This is a genomic window from Antribacter sp. NEAU-D49 (assembly GCF_057158775.1).
On the sequence record NZ_JBXTSN010000007.1, the window covers coordinates 58,190 to 79,951 of the forward strand.

Annotated in this window: 16 protein-coding genes and 1 tRNA gene; 6 read left to right on the top strand and 11 right to left on the bottom strand. The window is 72.4% G+C overall.

Annotated elements, in window-relative coordinates; genetic code table 11:
* Positions 1-40: 40 nt before the first annotated feature.
* Both AC060K_RS07780 and AC060K_RS07785 read left to right on the top strand, forming a co-directional pair.
* A complete protein-coding gene (locus AC060K_RS07780) occupies positions 41-1,963 on the top strand; it encodes an FAD-binding monooxygenase (RefSeq protein ID WP_483764857.1) in 1,923 nt (640 codons plus the stop codon).
* Between the two features lie 28 nt (positions 1,964-1,991).
* Positions 1,992-3,656 carry a thiamine pyrophosphate-binding protein gene (locus AC060K_RS07785; RefSeq protein WP_483764858.1) on the top strand — a complete coding sequence of 555 codons (1,665 nt, stop codon included), beginning with the start codon at positions 1,992-1,994 and terminating at the stop codon, positions 3,654-3,656.
* Here AC060K_RS07785 and AC060K_RS07790 read toward each other — a convergent pair.
* The gene (locus AC060K_RS07790; protein ID WP_483764859.1) at positions 3,653-4,126 is read right to left on the bottom strand and encodes a MarR family winged helix-turn-helix transcriptional regulator; all 474 of its coding nucleotides are present in this window, start codon (positions 4,124-4,126) and stop codon (positions 3,653-3,655) included. The genes AC060K_RS07785 and AC060K_RS07790 overlap by 4 nt on opposite strands.
* 110 nt (positions 4,127-4,236) lie before the next feature.
* Between AC060K_RS07790 and AC060K_RS07795 the strand changes: the two genes are divergently transcribed.
* The gene (locus AC060K_RS07795; RefSeq protein ID WP_483764860.1) at positions 4,237-6,183 is read left to right on the top strand and encodes an ABC transporter ATP-binding protein; all 1,947 of its coding nucleotides are present in this window, start codon (positions 4,237-4,239) and stop codon (positions 6,181-6,183) included.
* Positions 6,184-6,246: 63 nt separating this feature from the next.
* Here AC060K_RS07795 and AC060K_RS07800 read toward each other — a convergent pair whose 3' ends face one another.
* From AC060K_RS07800 to AC060K_RS07825, 6 genes are all read right to left on the bottom strand, one after another.
* Complete coding sequence (locus AC060K_RS07800) at positions 6,247-6,804, bottom strand: NUDIX domain-containing protein (RefSeq protein WP_483764861.1); 558 nt, start codon at positions 6,802-6,804, stop codon at positions 6,247-6,249.
* A gap of 239 nt (positions 6,805-7,043) precedes the next feature.
* Complete coding sequence (gene rpsA, locus AC060K_RS07805) at positions 7,044-8,519, bottom strand: 30S ribosomal protein S1 (protein ID WP_483764862.1); 1,476 nt, start codon at positions 8,517-8,519, stop codon at positions 7,044-7,046.
* 266 nt (positions 8,520-8,785) lie between these two features.
* Positions 8,786-10,549: a dipeptide ABC transporter ATP-binding protein gene (locus tag AC060K_RS07810; protein WP_483764863.1), complete on the bottom strand. Its 1,764-nt coding sequence runs from the start codon at positions 10,547-10,549 to the stop codon at positions 8,786-8,788.
* Complete coding sequence (locus tag AC060K_RS07815; protein WP_483764945.1) at positions 10,546-11,454, bottom strand: ABC transporter permease; 909 nt, start codon at positions 11,452-11,454, stop codon at positions 10,546-10,548. The genes AC060K_RS07810 and AC060K_RS07815 overlap by 4 nt, the downstream gene beginning before the upstream one ends.
* Positions 11,455-11,498: 44 nt before the next feature.
* Complete coding sequence (locus tag AC060K_RS07820) at positions 11,499-12,506, bottom strand: ABC transporter permease (protein WP_483764864.1); 1,008 nt, start codon at positions 12,504-12,506, stop codon at positions 11,499-11,501.
* Positions 12,507-12,689: 183 nt separating this feature from the next.
* Positions 12,690-14,339 carry an ABC transporter substrate-binding protein gene (locus AC060K_RS07825; protein WP_483764865.1) on the bottom strand — a complete coding sequence of 550 codons (1,650 nt, stop codon included), beginning with the start codon at positions 14,337-14,339 and terminating at the stop codon, positions 12,690-12,692.
* Positions 14,340-14,525: 186 nt separating this feature from the next.
* On the opposite strand from AC060K_RS07825, the gene AC060K_RS07830 reads away from it, so the two are divergent.
* Complete coding sequence (locus AC060K_RS07830; RefSeq protein WP_483764866.1) at positions 14,526-15,368, top strand: class I SAM-dependent methyltransferase; 843 nt, start codon at positions 14,526-14,528, stop codon at positions 15,366-15,368.
* Between the two features lie 23 nt (positions 15,369-15,391).
* On the opposite strand, the gene polA is transcribed toward AC060K_RS07830, so the two are convergent.
* Positions 15,392-18,094, bottom strand: coding sequence for a DNA polymerase I (polA, locus tag AC060K_RS07835; RefSeq protein ID WP_483764867.1), 2,703 nt, complete (start codon positions 18,092-18,094; stop codon positions 15,392-15,394).
* Between polA and AC060K_RS07840 the strand changes: the two genes are divergently transcribed.
* Positions 18,093-18,533 carry a hotdog fold thioesterase gene (locus AC060K_RS07840; RefSeq protein WP_483764868.1) on the top strand — a complete coding sequence of 147 codons (441 nt, stop codon included), beginning with the start codon at positions 18,093-18,095 and terminating at the stop codon, positions 18,531-18,533. The two genes, polA and AC060K_RS07840, sit on opposite strands and share 2 nt — an antisense overlap.
* A 34-nt stretch (positions 18,534-18,567) precedes the next feature.
* On the opposite strand, the gene AC060K_RS07845 is transcribed toward AC060K_RS07840, so the two are convergent.
* Complete coding sequence (locus tag AC060K_RS07845) at positions 18,568-19,236, bottom strand: N-acetyltransferase family protein (protein ID WP_483764869.1); 669 nt, start codon at positions 19,234-19,236, stop codon at positions 18,568-18,570.
* 162 nt (positions 19,237-19,398) lie between these two features.
* Positions 19,399-20,010, bottom strand: coding sequence for an ANTAR domain-containing response regulator (locus AC060K_RS07850; RefSeq protein WP_483764946.1), 612 nt, complete (start codon positions 20,008-20,010; stop codon positions 19,399-19,401).
* A 139-nt stretch (positions 20,011-20,149) separates the two neighbouring features.
* Between AC060K_RS07850 and AC060K_RS07855 the strand changes: the two genes are divergently transcribed.
* Positions 20,150-20,226, top strand: a tRNA-Leu gene (locus tag AC060K_RS07855).
* Positions 20,227-20,296: 70 nt separating this feature from the next.
* Here AC060K_RS07855 and pyk read toward each other — a convergent pair.
* Positions 20,297-21,733 carry a pyruvate kinase gene (pyk, locus tag AC060K_RS07860; RefSeq protein WP_483764870.1) on the bottom strand — a complete coding sequence of 479 codons (1,437 nt, stop codon included), beginning with the start codon at positions 21,731-21,733 and terminating at the stop codon, positions 20,297-20,299.
* Positions 21,734-21,762 lie beyond the last annotated feature (29 nt).

Here is a 21,762-nt window from a genome sequence, read left to right on the forward strand (position 1 = left end):
CGCGGCAAGGAAGCGGCTCCCGGAGCAGAACGGAGGGACGATGCAGTTCCACCACCACGGCTACGTGTCCGGCGACCCGCGGATCCGGCCCGCCGAGGGCTACGGCCTCGAGCGGCCCGCCGAGCTGCCCGACGAGGTCGACGTGCTCATCGTCGGCAGCGGCCCCGCCGGGATGATCGCGGCGGCGCAGCTCGCGCAGTTCCCCGGCATCCGCACCCACGTGGTGGAGCGGCGGGGCGGGCGGCTCGAGCTGGGGCAGGCGGACGGCATCCAGGCACGCAGCGTCGAGACGTTCCAGGCGTTCGGCTTCGCCGAGCAGATCACCGCCGAGGCCTACCGGATCACCGAGATGGCGTTCTGGAAGCCGGACCCGGAGAACCCGCGCAACATCGCCCGCGCCGCCGTCCCGCCGGACGACCCGGCCGGGATCAGCGAGTTCCCGCACCTCATCGTCAACCAGGCGCGCGTGCTCGACTACTTCGCTGAGGTGGCTGCCCACGCACCGGCCCGGGTGACCCCGGACTACGGCCTGGAGGTCGTGGGCCTCTCCGTGGCCGAGGTAGACGGCCAGGCGAGCCCCGGCACGCACCCCGTCACCGTGACGCTGCGGCACACGGCGGGCCCACGGGCGGGCAGCGAGCGGACCGTACGAGCGCGCTACGTGATCGGCGCCGACGGCGCCCACAGCGCCGTCCGCGAGGCCATCGGCCGCAAACCCGTGGGCGACAAGGCCAACCACGCCTGGGGCGTGATGGACGTGCTGGCCGTGACCGACTTCCCGGACGTGCGCACCAAGTGCGCCGTCCAGTCGCACGACGGCGGGTCGATCCTGCTGATCCCGCGCGAGGGTGGCTTCCTGGCGCGGTGGTACGTGGACCTCGGCGAGGTGCCGCCCGACGACGGTGGCCGCGTCCGCGCGACGTCGCTGGACGAGATCATCACCCGGGCGAACCGGATCATCCACCCCTACACGCTGGACGTGAAGGACGTGCCGTGGCACAGCGTCTACGAGGTGGGCCACCGGGTCACCGACGGGTTCGACGACGTCCCCGACGAGCTGACCGGCCGCCGCGCGCCCCGGGTGTTCCTCGCGGGCGACGCGTGCCACACGCACAGCGCCAAGGCCGGGCAGGGCATGAACGTGTCGATGCAGGACGGCTGGAACATCGCCTGGAAGCTCGCGCACGTGCTCATCGGCCGCGCGCCGGAGGCCTTGCTCGCCACCTACTCGGCGGAACGGCAGGTCGTGGCCCAGGACCTCATCGACTTCGACCGGGAGTGGTCGCGCCTCGTGGCGACGCCGCCGGAGGACCTGCCCGACCCGACGTACCTCGAGGACTTCTACGTGAAGACCGCCGAGTTCCCGTGCGGCTTCATGACCCAGTACCAGCCGTCGATGATCGTGTCGGGGCCGGACCACCAGGAGCTCGCGACGGGCTTCCCCGTCGGCAAGCGGTTCAAGTCCGCCCCCGTCGAGCGCGTGGCCGACGGCAACCCCACCCACCTGGGCCACCACGCGCGCGCCGACGGCCGGTGGCGGGTCTACGCGTTCGCCGACGCCGCCCCGCCCGGCGAACCCTCAGCACTGCGGGAGTGGGCCACGTGGCTCGGCACCTCCCCCGGCTCGCCGCTGCTGCGGTACACGCCCGCAGGGACCGACCCCGACTCCGTGCTCGACGTCAAGGTCGTCTACCAGCAGGACCACTTCGGGGTGGAGGTCACCGACGTGCCCGGGGTGTTCCTACCGCGGGTGGGACCGTTCGGCCTGATCGACTACGAGAAGGTCTACGCCACCGACCCCGCCCAGGACATCTTCGACCTGCGGGGCGTCGACCGGGGTGGCGCCGTCGTCGTCGTGCGCCCCGACCAGTACGTCGCCGCGATCCTGCCGCTGAGCGCGCGGGACGAGCTCGGCGCGTTCTTCGCCGGAGCCCTGCTCGAGCCGCCCGCGGCCACCCACTGACCACCCGCCCCTGTTCCCTGGAGGACTCGTGTCCACCGTCTCCGCCCACGTCGCCCGTACCCTCGCCCAGCACGTCGACCACGTCTTCGGCGTCATGGGCAACGGCAACGCCTGGTTCCTCGACGACCTCACCCGGTCGACGACGGCGCGGTTCACCGCCGTGCGGCACGAGGCGGGCGGCGTGGTCGCCGCCGACGCGCACTTCCGCGCGTCGGGCCGCATCGCCGCCGCCACCGCCACGTACGGCGCGGGCTTCACCAACACGCTGACCGCGCTCGCCGAGGCTGCGGCAGCCCGGGTGCCGCTCGTGCTCCTGGCCGGCGACGAGCCGACGTCGGGCCCCCGCCCCTGGGACGTGGACCAGATCGCGCTGGCCGCTGCCGTGGGCGCGCGCACCTATACCGTGGGCCGCGCGGACGCAGCGGCGACCAGCATCATCGCCATCGAGCACTCCCTCACCTACCGGGTACCCGTGGTGCTGGCCATCCCCTACGACGTGGCCGCGCTCGAGGCCGGACCGGTCCCGGACGCCCCGGCGCCCGCGCTACCCGGCCCGCTGGCCCCTGCGGGCCCGTTCGACGCGGCCGCCATCACCGACCTCGCCAAGCACCTCGCCGCCGCCGAGCGCCCCCTGCTGCTCGCCGGCCGGGGCGCGTGGCTCGCGGGCGCGGGCGAGGCGCTCGGCGAGCTCGCCGAGGCGACCGGCGCCCTGACCACGACCACGGCGCTGGGCCGGGGCGTGTTCCCCGACGGCCGCTACGACCTCGGGGTGGCCGGCGGCTTCGGCGCCGAGGGGGCGATGGCGCTGGTCCGCGAGGCGGACGTGGCCGTCGTGGTGGGCGCGTCGCTCAACCAGTTCACGATGCGCTTCGGGGACCTCTTCGCGCCCGGTACGCACGTGGTCCAGGTCGACATCGCGCCCGCCGCGACCCACCGGCACGTGGGCGGGTTCGTCCGGGGTGACGCCGCCCTCGTGACCCGCACCCTGCTCGACGAGCTGCGCTCGCTCGACACGGCGCCGTCCGGCTGGCGCGAGTCGGTGGACCTGGCGAAGGCGCGCAGCTACGAGGTGGGGCCGGCCGACGGGATCGCGCCCGACGGGCGCCTCGACCCCCGGTCCGTGGCCCACCGCCTGGCCGACCTGCTGCCCGCCGACCGCGTCGTCGTCTCCGACGGCGGGCACTTCATCGGCTGGGCCAACATGTACTGGCCGGTGGCCTCGCCCGACCGGATGGTGATGGTCGGCACCGCCTACCAGTCCATCGGGCTCGGGTTCCCCAGCGTGGCCGGGGCCGCGGCGGCGCGACCGCAGGACGCCGTCGTGCTCACCACCGGCGACGGCGGCGGGCTCATGGCCCTCGCCGACCTGGAGACCGCGGTGCGCACCGCGGGCGGGCGAGGCCTCGCCGTGGTCTGGAACGACGCCGCCTACGGCGCCGAGGTGCACGTCTACGGACGACAGGGCATCGCGGAGGAGCCCATGCTCATCCCCGAGACCGACTTCGCCGCCCTCGCGACCGCCGTGGGCGCGGAAGGCGTCGTGGTGCGCTCCCTGGGCGACCTGGAGCGCGTCGCGGAGTGGACCGCCGAGCCGGTCGGCGACCGCAGGTTCCTGCTGCTCGACTGCCGCGTGTCGGGCTCCGTGGTGGCGCCGTACCAGGAGGAGATCCTGCGGGCGAACCGCACGCACTAGCGAGGCTCGGCAGGCCCGGCCTGCGGGTCGTCCACGACGACCCGCAGCAGCTGCAGCAGCATCGCGCGCTCGACGGGGCTGAGCCGGTCGAGCCGCCCGGCGATCCCCGCACGACGGCGCCGCCACTGGCTCTCGACGACCTCGCGCCCCGCCTCCGTGAGCTCCAGGAGCCGCGCGCGGCGGTCGCCCGGGTCGGGAACGCGCCGCACGTAGCCGTCGGCCTCCGCCTGGTCCACCTTCGAGGTCACGGAGCGGGGCGCCATCTCGAGCCGCGCCGCGACGTCTGCCGCCCGGACCGGACCGTGGGCGTGGGCGAGGAACCGCAGGAGCCGCAGCTGGCCCGGCGTGGTGCCCGGCCGCGCGTCCTCGGAGTCCTCCTGCCGGCGCATGCGGCGCGACGCGAGGTGGAGCAGCTCCACCAGCTCCCCCGCCTCGTCCCGGGCAGTGGTGTGCGCCGAGGTTGTGTCCATGAGCACACGGTATCATTCTTGTGAGCCAAGCACATGATGAGTTACGCTCACTATCGTCGGGCGCCCCGGTGCCCGGCACACCATTCGCTCCCCACGCTCGGGAGGCACACATGAGCATGGAACACATGACCTCCGGCGGCGGTCGTGGCGGCGGGATGGGTGGTGGTCGCTCGATGCGGTCCTTCACCCAGGACTCGTCCGTCAGGGACCACCACCTCGGCCGCAGCACCCTGCGCCGCATCCTCACCTTCGCCCGCCCCTACCGCGGGCAGCTCGCCTTCTTCCTGGTCCTGCTGGCGGTCGACGCCGCGGCCGGGGCGGCGACCCCCCTCCTCTTCAAGCACCTCATCGACGACGGCGTGGCCAAGGGCGACACCCGTGTCGTCCTCACCATGGCCGGTGGCGCCGTGGCGCTCGCCCTCGTCGCGGCCGGCCTCTCGGTCGCCGAGCGGTGGATCTCGAGCAAGGTCGGCGAAGGGCTCATCCTCGACCTGCGCACGGCGGTCTTCGACCACGTGCAGCGCATGCCCCTCGCCTTCTTCTCCCGCACCCGCACCGGCGCGCTGGTACAGCGCCTCAACGGCGACGTGCTCGGCGCCCAGCGCGCCTTCACCTCGACCCTGCAGACCGTCGTCTCCAACGCCCTCACCATCATCTTCACGCTGGCCGCCATGTTCTCCATGTCGTGGCAGCTCACCCTGCTGTCCCTCGTGCTGGTGCCGGTCTTCGTGCTGCCGGCCCGCTGGTTCGGCCGCAAGCTCGCCGAGCTCACCCACCGGGGGTACGAGCTCAACGCCGACCTCGGCCAGATGATGAACGAGCGGTTCAACGTCGCGGGCGCCCACCTGGTCAAGGTCTTCGGCGACCCCGCCCGGGAGTCCGCCCAGTACGCGGGCCAGGCGCGGGCCCTGCGCGACCTCGGCGTCCGCACGGCCCTCTACTCCACCTGGTTCCGCGTGGGCCTCACCACCGTCGCGTCGGTGGCCATCGCCACCGTCTACGGCCTGGGCGGCCTCCAGGCCATCGCCGGCACGCTGACCGTCGGCGTCGTCGTCGCCATGACGGCCTACCTGGGCCGCCTCTACGGCCCGCTCACGGCCATGTCCAACGTCCAGGTCGACATCATGACCGCGCTGGTCAGCTTCGAGCGGGTGCTCGAGGTGCTGGACCTGGAGCCCACGGTCGCCGAGAAGCCGGACGCGTCCGACCTCCGTGCGGCGGTCGCCGCGCACGGGGCGAGCATCGAGCTCGAGGACGTGCGGTTCCGCTACCCGGGCGCCGACGAGGTCTCGCTCGCATCCCTCGAGTCCGTGGCGACCCTGCGCAGCGACCCCACCACGGACACGCTGCGCGGAGTCGGCTTCACCGTTCCCGCCGGTGCCATGGTGGCGCTCGTGGGGCCCTCGGGCGCGGGCAAGACCACCGTGTCCCAGCTGGTCACCCGCATGTACGACCCCACGTCGGGCAGCGTGCGGATCGCCGGCCAGGACCTGCGAGGCGTCAGCTTCGCCTCGCTGCGGGGCACGGTCGGCGTCGTCTCCCAGGAGGCCCACCTGTTCCACGACACCATCGCGGAGAACCTGCGCTACGTCCGTCCGGAGGCCACGGACGCGGAGCTCGAGCAGGTGCTTCGCCAGGCGCGCATCTGGGAGCTCGTGTCATCGCTCCCGGAAGGGCTGCACACGGTCGTCGGTGACCGGGGCTACCGCCTCTCGGGCGGCGAGCGGCAGCGGCTGGCGATCGCCCGGCTGCTCCTCAAGGCGCCCGACGTGGTGGTCCTCGACGAGGCCACCGCGCACCTCGACTCCGAGTCGGAGGCGGCGGTCCAGGACGCCCTCGACCATGCGCTCACCGGCCGCACCTCGCTGGTCATCGCGCACCGGCTGTCGACGGTCCGGAACGCCGACCTCATCGTCGTGCTCGACGACGGCCGGATCGCCGAGCAGGGCACCCACACCGAGCTCCTCGAACGCGGCACGCTCTACGCCGACCTGTACCGCACGCAGTTCGCGGACCAGTCGCCCCGGGCGGAGGCGGAGGCAGCCACGCTCCCGTGAGCCGCGCGCGATCAGCAGTCTGCCCCGGCCCGGCCCGGCCCGGCACACGGCCCGGCCGTTGCGTCAGGCGAACCTTCCCAGGTGGATCCCCGCGAGCGCCAGCGCGGCGATCGTCTCGCTGTCCCGGATCTCGCCCGCGGCGACGAGGCCCAGCGCCTCGCCGAAGGGCACCCAGCGCACCTCCGAGATGCCTTCCTCGTCCTGGGTGGCGTCAACCAGGCCGGCCGGCACCACCGCCGGGCGCAGACCGCGGGCGAGGAACACGTGCTCGGGAGCCTCGGCGATCCCGTTGAGCGCCTCCATCCGGCCCACCGGCGTCCACTCGGCGGCCTCGAGGCCCGTCTCCTCCAGCAGCTCCCGCCGGGCGGCGTCGAGCGGGGCGTCGCCGTCGGTGCCGCCGCCCGGCACCTCGACCGAGCCCGGACCGGTCGTGTACCGGTCGACGGTCACGAGGAGCAGCCGGTCGTCGTCGTCCAGCGCGACCACGAACACCGACGGCCGGCGGACCTCGAGCACGCCGTAGGTCCCCTCGCCGCCGTCGGGCCGCACCACCGAGTCCTCGCGCACCGTGATCCAGGGGTTCTCGTAGGCGGTGCGGGTGGAGAGAGTGCGCCAGGTCATGCCCCCGACGTTACAGTTCCGGCCTCAGCCACCGTCACCCCGCGTGTTCGGCAATCCGTCGGATGATCGGCAGCCCGAGTTGCCGATCATCCGACAAACTGCCGAACACGTCGCGGCGACACCCCCGACCCGGCTCCGGCCCCCAACGCGAGACGGCCCGCCACCCCGAAGGGTGACGGGCCGTCCGTCATGAGCTGTCACGTCCCGCGGCGGTCAGACCGCCGCGGGGGTGAGAGGACTCAGTTGCCGGTGAGCTTCTCGCGAAGCGCGGCGAGCGCCTCGTCCGAGGCCAGCGTGCCGGTCGCCTCCTGGGCCGGAGCCGAGGAGTACGTCGTGGCGCCGCCACCAGCGGCGGCCGGAGCACCCTCGCCCGAGGCCTCCGAGTCGGCGGTGAGCGCCTCGGCGACCTGCTTGCGGTGCGCGGTCCAGCGCTCGTGCGCCTTGGCGTACTCCGCCTCCCACGCCTCGCGCTGGGTCTCGAAGCCCTCGAGCCACTCGTTGGTCTCCGGGTCGAAGCCCTCGGGGTACTTGTAGTTCCCCTGCTCGTCGTACTCGGCAGCCATGCCGTAGAGCGCGGGGTCGAAGTCCTCGGACTCCGGGTCCACACCCTCGTTGGCCTGCTTGAGCGACAGCGAGATGCGGCGACGCTCCAGGTCGATGTCGATGACCTTGACGAACACCTCGGCACCGACGGTGACGACCTGCTCGGGCAGCTCGACGTGACGCACGGCGAGCTCGGAGATGTGCACGAGGCCCTCGATGCCGTCCTCGACGCGAACGAACGCACCGAACGGGACGAGCTTCGTGACCTTACCGGGCACGACCTGACCGATGGCGTGCGTACGGGCGAACGTCTGCCACGGGTCCTCCTGCGTCGCCTTCAGCGACAGGGAGACACGCTCGCGGTCGAAGTCGACGTCGAGAACCTCGACGGTGACCTCCTGGCCCACCTCGACGACCTCGGACGGGTGGTCGATGTGCTTCCAGGACAGCTCCGAGACGTGGACGAGACCGTCGACGCCGCCGAGGTCCACGAACGCACCGAAGTTGACGATCGAGGAGACGACACCGGGGCGCACCTGGCCCTTCTGCAGGGTCTGCAGGAAGGTGGAGCGGACCTCGGACTGGGTCTGCTCGAGCCACGCGCGACGCGACAGGACCACGTTGTTGCGGTTCTTGTCGAGCTCGATGATCTTGGCCTCGATCTCCTTGCCGACGTACGGCTGGAGGTCGCGGACACGACGCATCTCCACGAGGGAGGCCGGCAGGAAGCCCCGCAGGCCGATGTCGAGGATGAGGCCGCCCTTGACCACCTCGATGACGGTGCCGGTGACGACGCCGTCCTCTTCCTTGATCTTCTCGATCGTGCCCCAGGCACGCTCGTACTGAGCGCGCTTCTTGGACAGGATCAGGCGACCCTCCTTGTCCTCCTTCTGGAGAACCAGGGCCTCGACGGCGTCACCGACGGCGACGACCTCGCCGGGGTCGACGTCGTGCTTGATGGAGAGCTCCCGGGACGGGATGACACCCTCGGTCTTGTAACCGATGTCAAGGAGAACCTCGTCGCGGTCAACCTTGACGATCGTGCCCTCGACGATGTCACCATCGTTGAAGTACTTGATGGTGGCGTCGACAGCAGCAAGGAAGTCCTCCTCGGTGCCGATGTCGTTGACGGCAACCTGGGGTGCGGACTTCGCAGGGGTGGAGATGGTCATTGAGTAGATGCTCCGATGCGGACAGGACGTAGTGCGGACAGGGTCACGGCGAGTACGCTGCGTCCCGACGTCCGACGAAGAAGTCCTGAGGGGCACGAACCGGGATTCTGGTCCGCAGCACCGAGGAAGACCGGGCCTGGAAGACGAGTAGGCGCGGGCGCACTGCACCGCGGAACATCCTAACGAGACACCGTTGCGCGGGTCAACGCGAGACGGCCCCGGGGGGCGTGCGCCATGTCACGTCGACCGGCGCACGCCCGCCCGGATCAGAGCGCGAGCTCCAGGTCCTTGCCCGGGATCGCGTCGAGCAGCGCACGCGTGTAGGCGGTCTTCGGGGCGTCGAAGACCTCGTCCACGGTGCCCTCCTCGACGACCCGCCCGTTCTGCATCACCGCGACGCGGTCGGCGATCTGCCGGACCACCGCGAGGTCGTGCGTGATGAACAGGTACGTGAGCCCGAGGTCCTCCTGCAGCTGCGCCAGCAGGCGCAGGATCTGGGCCTGGACCACCACGTCGAGCGCGGAGACGGCCTCGTCGCACACGACGAGCTCCGGCGAGAGCGCGAGCGCCCGCGCGATCGCGACGCGCTGCCGCTGCCCGCCCGACAGCTCCGACGGGAACCGGCGCAGCACGCCCGTGCCGAGCGCGACCTGCTCGGCGAGCTCCTCGACGCGTGCCCGCCGCGTCGCGGCGTCACCGAAGCCGTGGGCGCGCAGCGGCTCCTCGATGGCGCGGAACACCGAGTACATCGGGTCCAGCGACGAGTACGGGTCCTGGAACACCGGCTGCACCCGGCGCCGGTAGGCGATCCGGGAGCGCGCGTCCGTGCCGCCCACCGGGGCGCCGTCGAACTCGATGGTGCCCGACGTCAGCTTCTCGATGTCGAGGATCATCCGCGCCAGCGTGGACTTGCCCGACCCGGACTCCCCCACCACCGCGACGGTGCCGCCCCGCGGGATGTCGAGACTGACGTCCTCGACGGCGGTGAAGTCGCGTCCCCGGCTGAGGAGGCCGTTGCCGCGGATGCGGAACACCTTGGTCGCGTTCCGCACGGCCACGAGGGGCCGCTCGGCGGTGCCCGACGGCGGGGTGGTCGCCCCGGGCTCGTCGGCCACCTGGGCGGTGCCCGCCTCGGGCGACACGTCACCGTGAGCGAGCAGGGCGGTCTCGAGCACGTCGTCGAGGCCGCGCTCGCGGGCGATCTCGATGCGGCGCGAGGCGAGCGACGGCGCCGCCGCCATGAGGCGCTTGGTGTACTCGTGCTGCGGCGCGGTCAGGACCTGGCGGGCCGGCCCCTGCTCCACGATCTCGCCGCGGTACATCACCACCACCACGTCGGCGCGCTCGGCCGCGAGGCCGAGGTCGTGCGTGATGAGGAGCACCGCGGTACCGAGGTCGCGGGTCAGGCCCGCGAGCTGGTCCAGGATGCCGCGCTGGACCGTCACGTCGAGGGCCGACGTCGGCTCGTCCGCGACGAGGAGCGCCGGCCGCCCGGACAGGCCCATCGCGATGAGCGACCGCTGCCGCATGCCGCCGGAGAACTCGTGCGGGTACTGGGAGGCGCGGCGGGCGGCGTCGGGCAGCCCGGCCTCCTCGAGGAGCTCGACGGTGCGGGCACGGGCGTCACGCGGGGAGCGCAGGCCCTTGTCGATGAGCCCCTCGTCGATCTGGCGGCCGATCCGCATGATCGGGTCGAGGTTCGTCATCGGGTCCTGGGGCACCAGGCCCAGGTCGGTGCCGCGCAGCTGCGCGAAGCGCTGCGGGGTCACCGCCCCGAGGTCCTCGCCGCGGAACCAGATGTGGCCCTCGGCGACCTCGCCGTTGCTCGCGAGGAGCCCGAGGACCGCCATCGCGAGCGTCGTCTTGCCGGACCCGGACTCGCCGACGATGGCCACGGTCTGGCCGCGGCGCACCTCGAGGGACGCACCGGACACGGCGCGCGCGGCCCCGGAGTCGGTGCGGAAGTCGACGGAGAGGTCCTCCACCCGGAGGACGAGCTCGTCGGCGGGGGTGGTGGTCGTGTCGCTCATCGGCGCGTCCTGTTCCGCGCGTCGAGGGCCTCGCGCAGGCTCTCGCCCACGAGGGTGAAGCCGAGGGCAGTGACGGCGATGCAGATGCCGGGCAGGATCGCCAGGCGGGGCGCGACCGCCAGCTCCTGCTGCGCGGCGGTGAGCATGCGCCCCCACTCCGCCGTGCTGGGCTCGCCGCCGCCCAGGCCGAGGAAGGACAGCGCGGCGGCCTCGATGACGGCGGTGGCGAGCGTGAGCGTGGCCTGCACGATCACGGGCCCCACACTGTTGGGCAGCACGTGGCTCATCGTGACCGAGCCCCGCGTGAGGCCGAGCGCGCTCGCCGCGAGCACGTAGTCCTGCCCGCGCTGGGCGAGCATGGACCCGCGCAGCAGGCGCGCGAAGATGGGCACCTGGACCACGGCGATGGCGATGATCACCGACGACGGCGACTGGCCGGCGATGGCGGCGATCGACACCGCGAGCAGCAGCGACGGGACGGACAGCATGAGGTCCACCAGGCGCATCGCCGCGACGTCGACCCAGCCGCCGAACCAGCCGGCGAGCAGGCCGAGGGCCACGCCACCGGCGAGGCCGAACAGCGTGGACAGCACGCCCACGAGCAGCGAGGCGCGGGCGCCCCAGATCAGCTTGCTCAGGACGTCGCCGCCGTAGCGGTCGAGGCCGAGCGGGTACTCGGCGGACGGCCCCGGGATGTGGGTGGGCCGGATCTCGCCGCGGCCGGGCAGCTCCTGCGCCCCGAAAGGCGCCAGCAGCGGCGCGAGCAGCGCGACCAGGAGGAAGACCGCCACGATGACGAAGCCCGTGATGGCCACGGGGTTCCTGCGGAGCGTGCGCCACGCACGGGCCCACACGCCCTCGCCGGAGTGGTCGCCGCCCTGGGCGGCGGAGTCGTGGATGTTCAGCGGCGCGACCGGCGCGCCCTGGACGGGGGGAAGCTCGTTGGCGGTCACTGCTGCCTCCTCAGCCGCGGGTCGATCAGCCCGTACGACACGTCGACGATCAGGTTCACGAGGGCGTACACCACCGCGATGAGCAGGACGAAGCCCTGCAGGACGGGATAGTCCGCGCTGAAGACGGCCTCGGCCAGGAAGCCGCCGATGCCGCTGAAGGCGAACACCGTCTCCGTGAGCACGGCGCCGGAGAGCAGGAGGCCCACCTGGAGGCCGATCGTGGTGAGGACCGGGAGCATGGCGTTCCGCAGGATGTGCTCCGAGCGCAGGCGCGAGGCCTTGATGCCCTTGGCCCGGGCGGTCCGCACGTAGTCGGCGTTCTGCACCTCGGACACGGCGGCACGGGTCATGCGCGCGATGATCGCCAGCGGGATCGAGCTGAGCGCGAGCCCCGGCAGGACCAGGTGCATGAGCGCGTCCCACGCGGCGTCCCACTCGGCGGTGAGCAGGCCGTCCAGGACGTAGAAGTTGGTGGGGTGCGTGGCGACCATCGTCACCGACTGCCGGCCGGCCGACGGGAACCAGTCCAGCTCGACGGCGAACAGGTACTTGAGGATGAACGCCAGGAAGAACACCGGCACCGTGACGCCGATCAGCGAGACGACGACGGACGCGTGGTCCACGACGGAGCCGGCCCGGCGCGCGGCGACGTAGCCGAGGGGGATGCCCACGCCGACGGCGATCACGAGCGCCACGACGGTGAGCTCGATCGTGGCCGGGAAGCGGGTGAGGAACTCCTCGACCACGGGGCGGCCGGTCCGCAGCGAGTTGCCGAGGTCACCCTGGAGGAGCTGGCCGAGGTACTTGCCGTACTGGACCCAGACGGGCTGGTCGAGCCCCATCGCAGCCTCGATGCGGGCGGCGGCCTCGGGGGTGTAGCGCTCGCCGAGCATGGCCGTGACCGGCCCGCCGGGGAGCGCCCGCACCCACGCGAAGAGGAGCACCGAGAGCCCCAGGAGCAGCGGTATCAGCAGCAGCAGCCGCTGGACGACGAGTCTGAGCATGTGGTCGTCGGGTCCTTGTCGGTCTCGCGGGCCTTGGGTGCGGCCCGGCTGTTCGGGTCTGCGGGGCGGGTGCGCCCTGCCGGTGGGACGAGCGATGCCCGTGCCCGACGGCGGCCGCCGGGCACGGGCATCGATGCTACGTCCTCGCGGGGCGACCCCTGACAGGGGCCGTCCCGCGGGGGATCACTCCGTGAAGGTGATGACGCTGTAGACCTCGTCCTGGACCGGCGAGATCGGGTAGCCCTCGACGCCGGGCGCGACGGCCAGCGACGGGACCGGGCTCGCGATCGGCAGGCCGGGGAGGAAGTCCATCAGAGCCTCGTTCGCGGCCTGGTAGGCCTCCTCCTGCTCGTCGACGGGCGCGTTGCGCGCGTCGTCGATGACCTGGAAGATCTCGGCGTTGTCGAAGCCCCACTCGTTCGACGGCGCCCCGAAGAAGGTGCCGATGAAGTTGTAGGTGTCGTTGTAGTCACCCGTCCAGCCCAGCAGGTGCAGGCCGTGCGTCGTGCTTCCCTGGATGGTGTCCAGGTAGGTGGGACGCCACGGGGCGGCGGTGGCCTTGACGGTGATGCCCACCTCCTCGAGGTCGGCGGAGATCGCCTCGAAGTACGCGGCGGGGTCCGGCATGTACGGGCGCGACACGTCGGTCGGGTAGTTGAACTCCAGCTCGAGCGTCGGCACGCCGGCCTCGGCGAGGAGCGCCTTCGCCTTCTCGGGGTCGTACTCGTAGGTGGTGACGTCCTCGCTGTAGCCCGAGACCGACTCCGGCACGAACTGGGTGGCGACCTCGGTGCCCTCGGGCAGGGTGGCCTGGACCAGGGCCTCGCGGTCGATCGCGTGGGCGATCGCCTGGCGCACCTTGATGTTGTCGAGCGGCGGCGTCGCCTGGTTCATGCCCAGGTAGAGGATGTTGAACGCCGGGCGCTGGTGCAGCGTGAAGCCGGCCTCCTCGAGCGCGTCGACGTCGGCGGGGGCGACCAGGTCGTAGCCGTCGATGTCGCCGGCCTCGAGCGCCTGGCGGCGGGCCGTGCCGTCCGGGATGACCGTGAAGACGATCTTCTTGACGTCCTGGATCTCGCCCCAGTAGCCGTCGAACGCCTCGAGCGTGACGCTCTCGCCGGTCTTCCACTCGACGAACGTGTACGGGCCGGTGCCGACCGGGTGGCCCTGGCCGTACTCGGTGAGCTGCGGTGCGTCCTCGGTGCCCTGGACGTCGTCCGCCCCGAACTCCTCAAGTGCCGTGGGCGACTGCATGGAGAACGCCGGGAGCGACAGCGCCGCGACCAGCTCGGGGACCGGCGCGTTGAGCGTGACGACCGCCGTCGTGGCGTCCGACGCCGCGCAGGAGGCGTACTTGCTCTCCGCGCCCCAGCCGCCGAAGACCGCCTTGTAGTAGTACGACAGGCTCTCCGTCGCGGCGAGACCCGTGAAGTCGCGCCAGCGGTCGAAGTTGAAGCACACGGCCTCGGCGTCGAAGTCCGTGTCGTCGTGGAACTTCACGCCCTCCTTGAGGTGGAACGTGTACTCCAGGCCGTCCTCGCTGATGTCCCAGCTCTCGGCGAGCAGCGGGGCGGGGTCGGCGGTGCCCGGCTCGACGCCGACCAGGCCTTCGAAGATCTGACGGGCAACCCGGAACGTCTCGCCGTCGCTGGCGAACGCGGGGTCGAGCGTTGCGGGGTCGGCCGAGCCGGCGAACACGAACGTGTCCTTGCCGACGGCCTCCTCACCGGTTCCCTGCTCACGGTCGCTCGCGACGCAGCCCGTGAGGGCGACCGCGAGCGCGGCGGCCAGTGCGACGGTGCCGGTCAGTCGGCTTGGTGCGCGCAGACGCATGGCACTCTCCTTCCTCGGGCACGGCGGTTCCCCGATCGGGTGCCGCTCGTGCATGACGTTGGCCCCGACTGTAAGGACGCAGAGGTTGCATATGTGTTTCGGCCGAGTGCTCCGGGGCAATCGTGACCATTTCGTGACGGTCAGTACGGGGCGGCGTGAGGCGGCGTGACCGGCGATGATGTGGCGGTGAACTCCCCCGCCACTCCCCCTCCCGGCGCACCGGACCTGCCGGAGCCCACGTCGTTCGGCTACCGTGACGTCCCTGCGGACGAGGGCGGCACGGCGGGCCGCGCCTGGTGGGACGCCAACGCCGGCGAGTACCTCGACGAGCACGGGGAGTTCCTGGGCGACGCCGGGTTCCGGTGGGGGCCCGAGGGTCTGTCCGAGGCGGAGGCGGGCCTGCTGGGCGACGTCGAGGGCCGAGACGTGCTCGAGGTGGGCTCGGGCGCCGCCCAGTGCGCACGCTGGCTCGTGGCGGCGCGCGGCGCCCGTGCGGTCGCCACCGACGTGTCGGGCGGCATGCTCGCCGGCGCCCTCCGGCTCGACGCCGCGACCGGCGTCCGCGTGCCGGTGGTGCAGGCCGACGCCCGAGCGCTCCCCTTCGCCGACGCCTCCTTCGACGTCGTCTTCACGTCGTTCGGCGCGCTGCCCTTCGTGCCGGACGCGGACCGGGTCCACCAGGAGGCCGCCCGCGTGCTCCGCCCCGGCGGGCGCTGGGTCTTCTCGGTGACGCACCCGGTGCGGTGGGCCTTTCCCGACGACCCCAGCCGGGCAGGCCTCACGGCCAACCGGTCCTACTTCGACCGGCGCCCCTACGTCGAGTCGGCCGACGACGGCGCGGTGCTCTACGCGGAGTATCACCGCACCGTGGGCGACCACGTGCGCGAGGTCGTCGCCGCCGGGCTCCGGCTGCGCGACCTCGTGGAGCCGGAGTGGCCCGCCTGGAACGAGCAGACCTGGGGCGGCTGGGGCCCCGAGCGGGGCGCCTACCTCCCCGGCACGGCGGTGTTCGTCACGACGAAGGACTGAGGAACGCCGCCGGGTCAGTACAGCTAGTGCCCGGCCTCGTGCCAGGTGCGGCCCGCGCCCACGGAGACGTCGAGCGGGACGTCGAGCTCCACGGCGGCGCCCATCTGCTCGCGCAGCACCTCCTCGGCGGCGGCCCGCTCCCCCGGCGCCACCTCGACCACGAGCTCGTCGTGCACCTGGAGCAGGAGGCGGGAGGACAGGCCGCGCGCGACGAGCTCGGCCTGCACCTTGAGCATGGCGAGCTTGATGATGTCGGCCGCGCTGCCCTGGATGGGCGCGTTGAGCGCCATGCGCTCGGCCATCTCGCGACGCTGCCGGTTGTCGCTCGTCAGGTCGGGCAGGTAGCGGCGACGGCCGAGGATCGTGGCCGTGTACCCGGTGGCCCGGGCCTCGTCGACGACGTGTCCCAGGTAGTCGCGCACGCCGCCGAACCGCGTGAAGTAGTCGTCCATGAGGGCCTGCGCCTCGCTGCGCTCGATGTTCAGCTGCTGCGAGAGGCCGAAGGCCGAGAGCCCGTAGGCGAGGCCGTACGACATGGCCTTGATCTTGGAGCGCATCGCCGGAGTCACGTCCGCCGGAGCCACCTCGAAGACGCGCGAGCCCACGTAGCTGTGCAGGTCCTCCCCGGACCGGAACGCGGCGATGAGCCCCTCGTCGCCCGACAGGTGCGCCATGATGCGCATCTCGATCTGGCTGTAGTCGGCCGTGAGGAGGGTCTCGAAGCCTTCGCCGACGACGAACGCCCGGCGGATCTGGCGGCCCGCCTCCGTGCGGATCGGGATGTTCTGCAGGTTCGGGTCGGCCGAGCTCAGGCGGCCCGTGGCCGCGATGGTCTGCTGGAACGTGGTGTGGATGCGACCGTCCGGCTGCACCGACTTGAGCAGCCCCTCGACCGTCTGGCGCAGCCTGCTGGCGTCACGGTGCGCCAGGAGGTGCTCGAGGAACGGGTGGCCGGTGCGGGCGAACAGGTCCGCGAGCGCCGCCGCGTCGGTGGTGTACCCGGTCTTGATCTTCTTGGTCTTGGGCATGCCGAGCTGGTCGAACAGGACCTCCTGCAGCTGCTTGGGGCTGCCGAGGTTGACCTCGCGGCCGATCACGTCGAAGGCGTCGCCCGCGGCCCGGGCCACGGCCTCGCCGAACTCCTTCTCGAGCCCGGTGAGGTACTCGGTGTCGGCGGCGATACCGGTGCGCTCCATGCGGGCCAGGACGTCGGACAGCGGCAGCTCCACGTCGGTGAGCAGCCCCGCGGCACCCCGGTCGTCGAGCTCGCCCGCCAGCGCGTCGGCGAGCTGGACGACGGCGTGCGCCCGCACGGCCTCGCGCTGCCCCTGGCCCTGCCCGTCGAGCGACAGGTCGAGGGCGCCCTGGGCACCCTCGGGCTCCTCCACGCGCAGCTCGCGCCCGAGGTGCCGGACGGAGAGGTCGCCCAGGTCGTACCCGCGCTGGTCGGGGTGGCAGAGGTACGCGGCCAGCTCGGTGTCGAAGACGACCCCCTGGAGGTCGAGGCCGCGCGAGCCGAGGGCGTGCCAGGCGGCCTTGGCCCCGTGCACGACCTTGGGCGCGGCGGGGTCGGCCAGCCAGGCGGCGAGCGCCTTCTCGTCCTCGGCGGCGATCTCGACGAGGTCGAGCGCGACCGCCTCGCCCTCTCCGTCGGCCACCGCGACGCCCCACGCGTCGCCACCGCCGGGCACCGCCTGGCCGGACACGTCGAGCCCGAGGCGGCCCGTGCGGGCGGCGAGCCAGGCACCGAGGCCGCCGGGCGCGACGTCGGCCAGCTCGATCTCCACGCCCTCCGCGGGGCGCTCGGGGTCGGCGTCGGCCGCCGGGTCGACGGCGAGGAGCCGGTCGCGGAGGGGGCCGAACTGCAGCGCGTCGGAGACGCGGTGGACCGCCTCCCGGTCGAACCCGGCCAGCGCGAGGTCGTCGGGGCCGAACGGCAGCTGGACGTCCCGGAGGAGGGCGTTGAGCTCCCGGTTGAGCCGGACCTGCTCAAGGTGGGCACGCAGGTTCTCGCCTGCCTTGCCCTTCACCTCGTCGGCCTGCTCCAGCAGGTTCGCCAGGCCGCCGTAGGTGGTGACCCACTTCGCGGCCGTCTTGGGGCCCACGCCCGGCACGCCGGGCAGGTTGTCGCTGGACTCACCCACCAGGGCGGCCAGGTCGGGGTACTGCTCCGGCGGCACGCCGTACTTGGCGACCACGGCGTCCGGTGTCATGCGGGCGAGCTCGGAGACGCCCTTGACCGGGTAGAGCACCGTCACGTGCTCGGTCACCAGCTGCAGCGAGTCACGGTCCCCCGAGCAGACGAGCACGTCCATGCCCGCCGCCTCGGCCGACCCGGCGAGCGTGGCCAGGATGTCGTCCGCCTCGATGCCCTCCTTCGACAGGGCCGGGACGCGCAGCGCCTCCAGCACCTCGAGGATCAGGGGCACCTGGCTCCGGAACTCGGGCTTGCTCTCGCTGCGCGTGGCCTTGTACTCGGGGAACCGCTCCGTGCGGAACGTGACGCGCCCCACGTCGAACGCCACGGCGAGGTGCGTGGGCTTCTCGTCGCGGAGCAGGTTCGTCAGCATGGACGTGAAGCCGTAGACCGCGTTCGTGACCTGACCGGAGGTGGTCGCCAGCGTGTCGGGCAGGGCGAAGAAGGCCCGGTACGCCATCGAGTGGCCGTCGATCAGGAGGAGGCGGGGTCGCGCGGAGGTGCTCACGGGTGCAAACCTAGCGCCCATGACTGACACGCACCCTGGCACGGAGACCCCGTCCGCCGCTCCCGCTGCTCCTGCCGCCCGCTGGGCCGCCGCCTCCCGCGGCACGCTCATCGAGCGGATGGGCATCGACCTCACCGAGGTCTCGGCCCAGCGCACCGCGGGCACGCTCCCGGTGGCTGGGAACACCCAGCCCGCAGGGCTGCTGCACGGCGGGGCGTCCGCCGTGCTCGCCGAGACGCTCGCCTCCGTGGCGGCGCAGGAGCACGCCGGCGAGGGCCGCCAGGCCGTCGGGATCGAGCTGAACGCGACGCACCACCGCGGGGTGCGCGACGGAGTGGTCCGGGGTGTGGCCACGGCGATCCACCTGGGCCGCACCACGGCGAGCTACGAGATCGTCGTCACCGACGACCAGGACCGGCGGGTGTGCACCGCCCGTCTCACCTGCATGATCCTGGGCTGACGCTCACAGCCATACCCACAACGAACGGGAGGAGTCAGCCGACCTCGGCGCGGTGGCCCTCGCGGTACACCGTGTGCAGCTCGCGCAGGTCGATCGGACCGGACTCGGCCACCGAGCGTGCGCGACGGCGCCGCGCGATGAGGTCCTCCAGGCCGCGCGCGCCCTGACGGAGACGGCCGCGGCTGCCCGCCGCGGCTGTCTCGCGTGCGGCAGCTGCGGCCTCGACGAGCCGGCGGTGGAGGGTGGCGCACGACACGACGCGGTGCCCGGCGGTGGGCGCGAAGCCCAGACGGGCGAGGAACCGCTGGATCCCGCGGTGCCCCGGGACGGGGGCCGCGTAGACCTCGGCGCAGTCGTGCGCGTCCGCGAGGTCGGCAGCGCCGCGCAGGAGCGCGTGACCCACGCCGCGGCGCCGGGCGCCGGGCGTGACGTAGACGAGATCGATGTAGAGGCTGGGCGTCCCCGCGAACAGGTAGGGGCCGACGACGCGCGCGACGACCACTCCGACCACCTCGTCGGCCACCTCGGCCACGAGGACGTGGCCGTCGACCGACAGGAGCACGCTCAGGTGCTCCAGCAGGCGGTCAGGGTCCGCGGTCGCCAGCTGGGCCGCCGCGGGCGACTCGTCTCGCGCCTCGCTGCTCAGGGCCACGACGGCCAGGAGATCCTCGCGGCTCGCTGGCCGTACCTCGACAGTTCGCACCGGCACACCTCCTGAGTGTCTGGGTCCGGGCCGGCGAGAGCCGATCCGGACGAGCGTCCAACTGACGGCAGACGATAGACCCGTCCCCCACAGCACACAATGCTGCAGGGGACGAAGATCACCCGCTCCTGCCCGGGATGCCCCGGTGCGGGATGTTTCGAGTCAGGCGCCGCCGACCTGCTCGATCACCGCGTCCGCAACCTCACGCATGGTGAGGCGACGGTCCATCGACGTCTTCTGGATCCAGCGGAAGGCCTCGGGCTCCGACAGGCCCATCTTGGTCTGCAGCAGGCCCTTGGCCCGGTCCACGCGCTTGCGGGTCTCGAACCGCTCCTGCAGGTCGGCGACCTCGGACTCCAGCGACGTGATCTGCGCGTACCGCGAGATCGCGATCTCGACAGCCGGCAGCAGGTCGGCGGGAGTGAAGGGCTTCACCACGTAGGCCATGGCGCCCGCGTCCCGCGCGCGCTCCACGAGCTCCGTCTGGGAGAACGCGGTCAGCAGCACGACGGGGGCGGCGTGCGCCTTGCCGATGCGCTCAGCAGCGGAGATGCCGTCAAGCTCGGGCATCTTCACGTCCATCACCACGACGTCCGGCTTGAGCTCCAGCGCAAGGTTCACGGCGGTCTCACCGTCACCCGCCTCACCCACCACGTCGAAGCCCGCCTCGCGGAGCGTCTCGACGACGTCCATCCGGATCAGCGCCTCGTCCTCCGCCACGACGGCACGCCGAGCGGGACGGTTCGGGGTCGCCGCAGGCTCGGCGTCGATCATGGGCGGCAGGTCGAGGGGCAGCGACGCCGCCTTCGAGTCGGTGTTCTCGTCGGTCACGCCCCCATCCTAAGGGTCGCGGCTTGGGCCGCACACCTGTGGTGTGGTTCGATGTTCGCTGCACGGCGTGCCGTACGTCACCGCCCCGGTAGCCCAATTGGCAGAGGCAACCGACTCAAAATCGGTCCAGTGAGGGTTCGAGTCCCTCCCGGGGCACCACCACGACGGCCGACGGCGTCCTGGCCACCTCCCGTGGGAGGCGGCCAGGACGCCGTCGGGCACCGTCAGGTCAGGAGCGGCCGCGGCCGTCCGCCTGGCTGCCGATCTTGTGCACCAGGATCGAGTTCGTGGTGCCGGGGACGCCCACCGGGGCGCCCGACACGACCACCACGAGGTCGCCCTTCTCCGCGAGGCCCTTGGCCTGGAGCGTGGAGTCGACCTGCTCGACCATCGCGTCGACGCTGTCGACCTTGGGCACGAGCGCCGTCTGGACGCCCCACGTGAGGGACAGGGCGTTGCGCACGCCGTCCTCCGGGGAGAACGCCAGCAGCGGGATGCCGGAGCGCAGGCGCGACATGCGGCGGGCGGAGTCGCCCGACTGCGTGAACGTCACCAGGTACTTCACGCCCAGCGTCTCGCCGATCTCGGCGGCGGCACGCGTGATGGCGCCACCGCGGGTGTGCGGCGTGGAGCCCAGCGGTGCGATCCGCTCGCGGCCCATCTGCTCCGTGACCTCGATGATCCGGGCCATGGTCTCGACGGTCAGGATCGGGTAGTCGCCCACCGAGGTCTCGCCCGAGAGCATGACCGCGTCGGCACCGTCGAGGACGGCGTTGGCGCAGTCGGACGCCTCGGCGCGCGTGGGGCGCGGCGACGTCGTCATGGACTCCAGCACCTGCGTGGCCACGATGACCGGCTTGGCGTTACGACGCGCCAGCTCGACGATGCGCTTCTGGACCAGCGGCACCTGCTCCAGCGGGAGCTCGACCGCCAGGTCGCCACGGGCCACCATGACGCCGTCGAAGGCCGCGATGATCTCGTCGAGCTGCTCGACGGCCTGCGGCTTCTCGATCTTGGCGATGACGGGGACCGTGCGGCCCTCCTCCTCCATCACCCGGCGGACGTCCTCGTAGTCCTTGGCGGACCGCACGAAGGACAGCGCGATGAAGTCCGCACCGAGCTTCAGGGCCCAGCGCAGGTCCTCCTCGTCCTTGTCGGACATGGCGGGGACCGACACGGCGACGCCCGGGAGGTTCAGGCCCTTGTTGTTCGACACGGGCCCGGCCACCTCGACGCGGGTGACCACGTTGGGGCCCTCGACCGCCGTGACGCGGACGAGCACCTTGCCGTCGTCGATCAGGATCGGGTCGCCCACCCGCGCGTCGCCCGGGAGGCCCTTGTGCGTGGTGGAGACGAGCTCCTTGGTGCCCACCACGTCGTCCGTCGTGATGGTGAAGACGTCACCCTCGTTCAGCCAGTGCTTCTCGTCGTTCGCGAAGCGGCCGAGCCGGATCTTGGGCCCCTGCAGGTCCACGAGGACGGCGACCGAACGGTCCGCCTCCTTCGCGGCGGCGCGCACCCCGTGGTACACGGCCGCGTGGGCCTCCTGCTCGCCGTGGCTCCGGTTGATGCGTGCGACGTCCATGCCGGCGGCCACGAGCGCACGCAGCTGCTCCGGCGACTCGGTGGCGGGTCCGATGGTGCACACGATCTTTGCTCTGCGCATGTCTCCAGCCTCATTGAATTGCAGTCCCG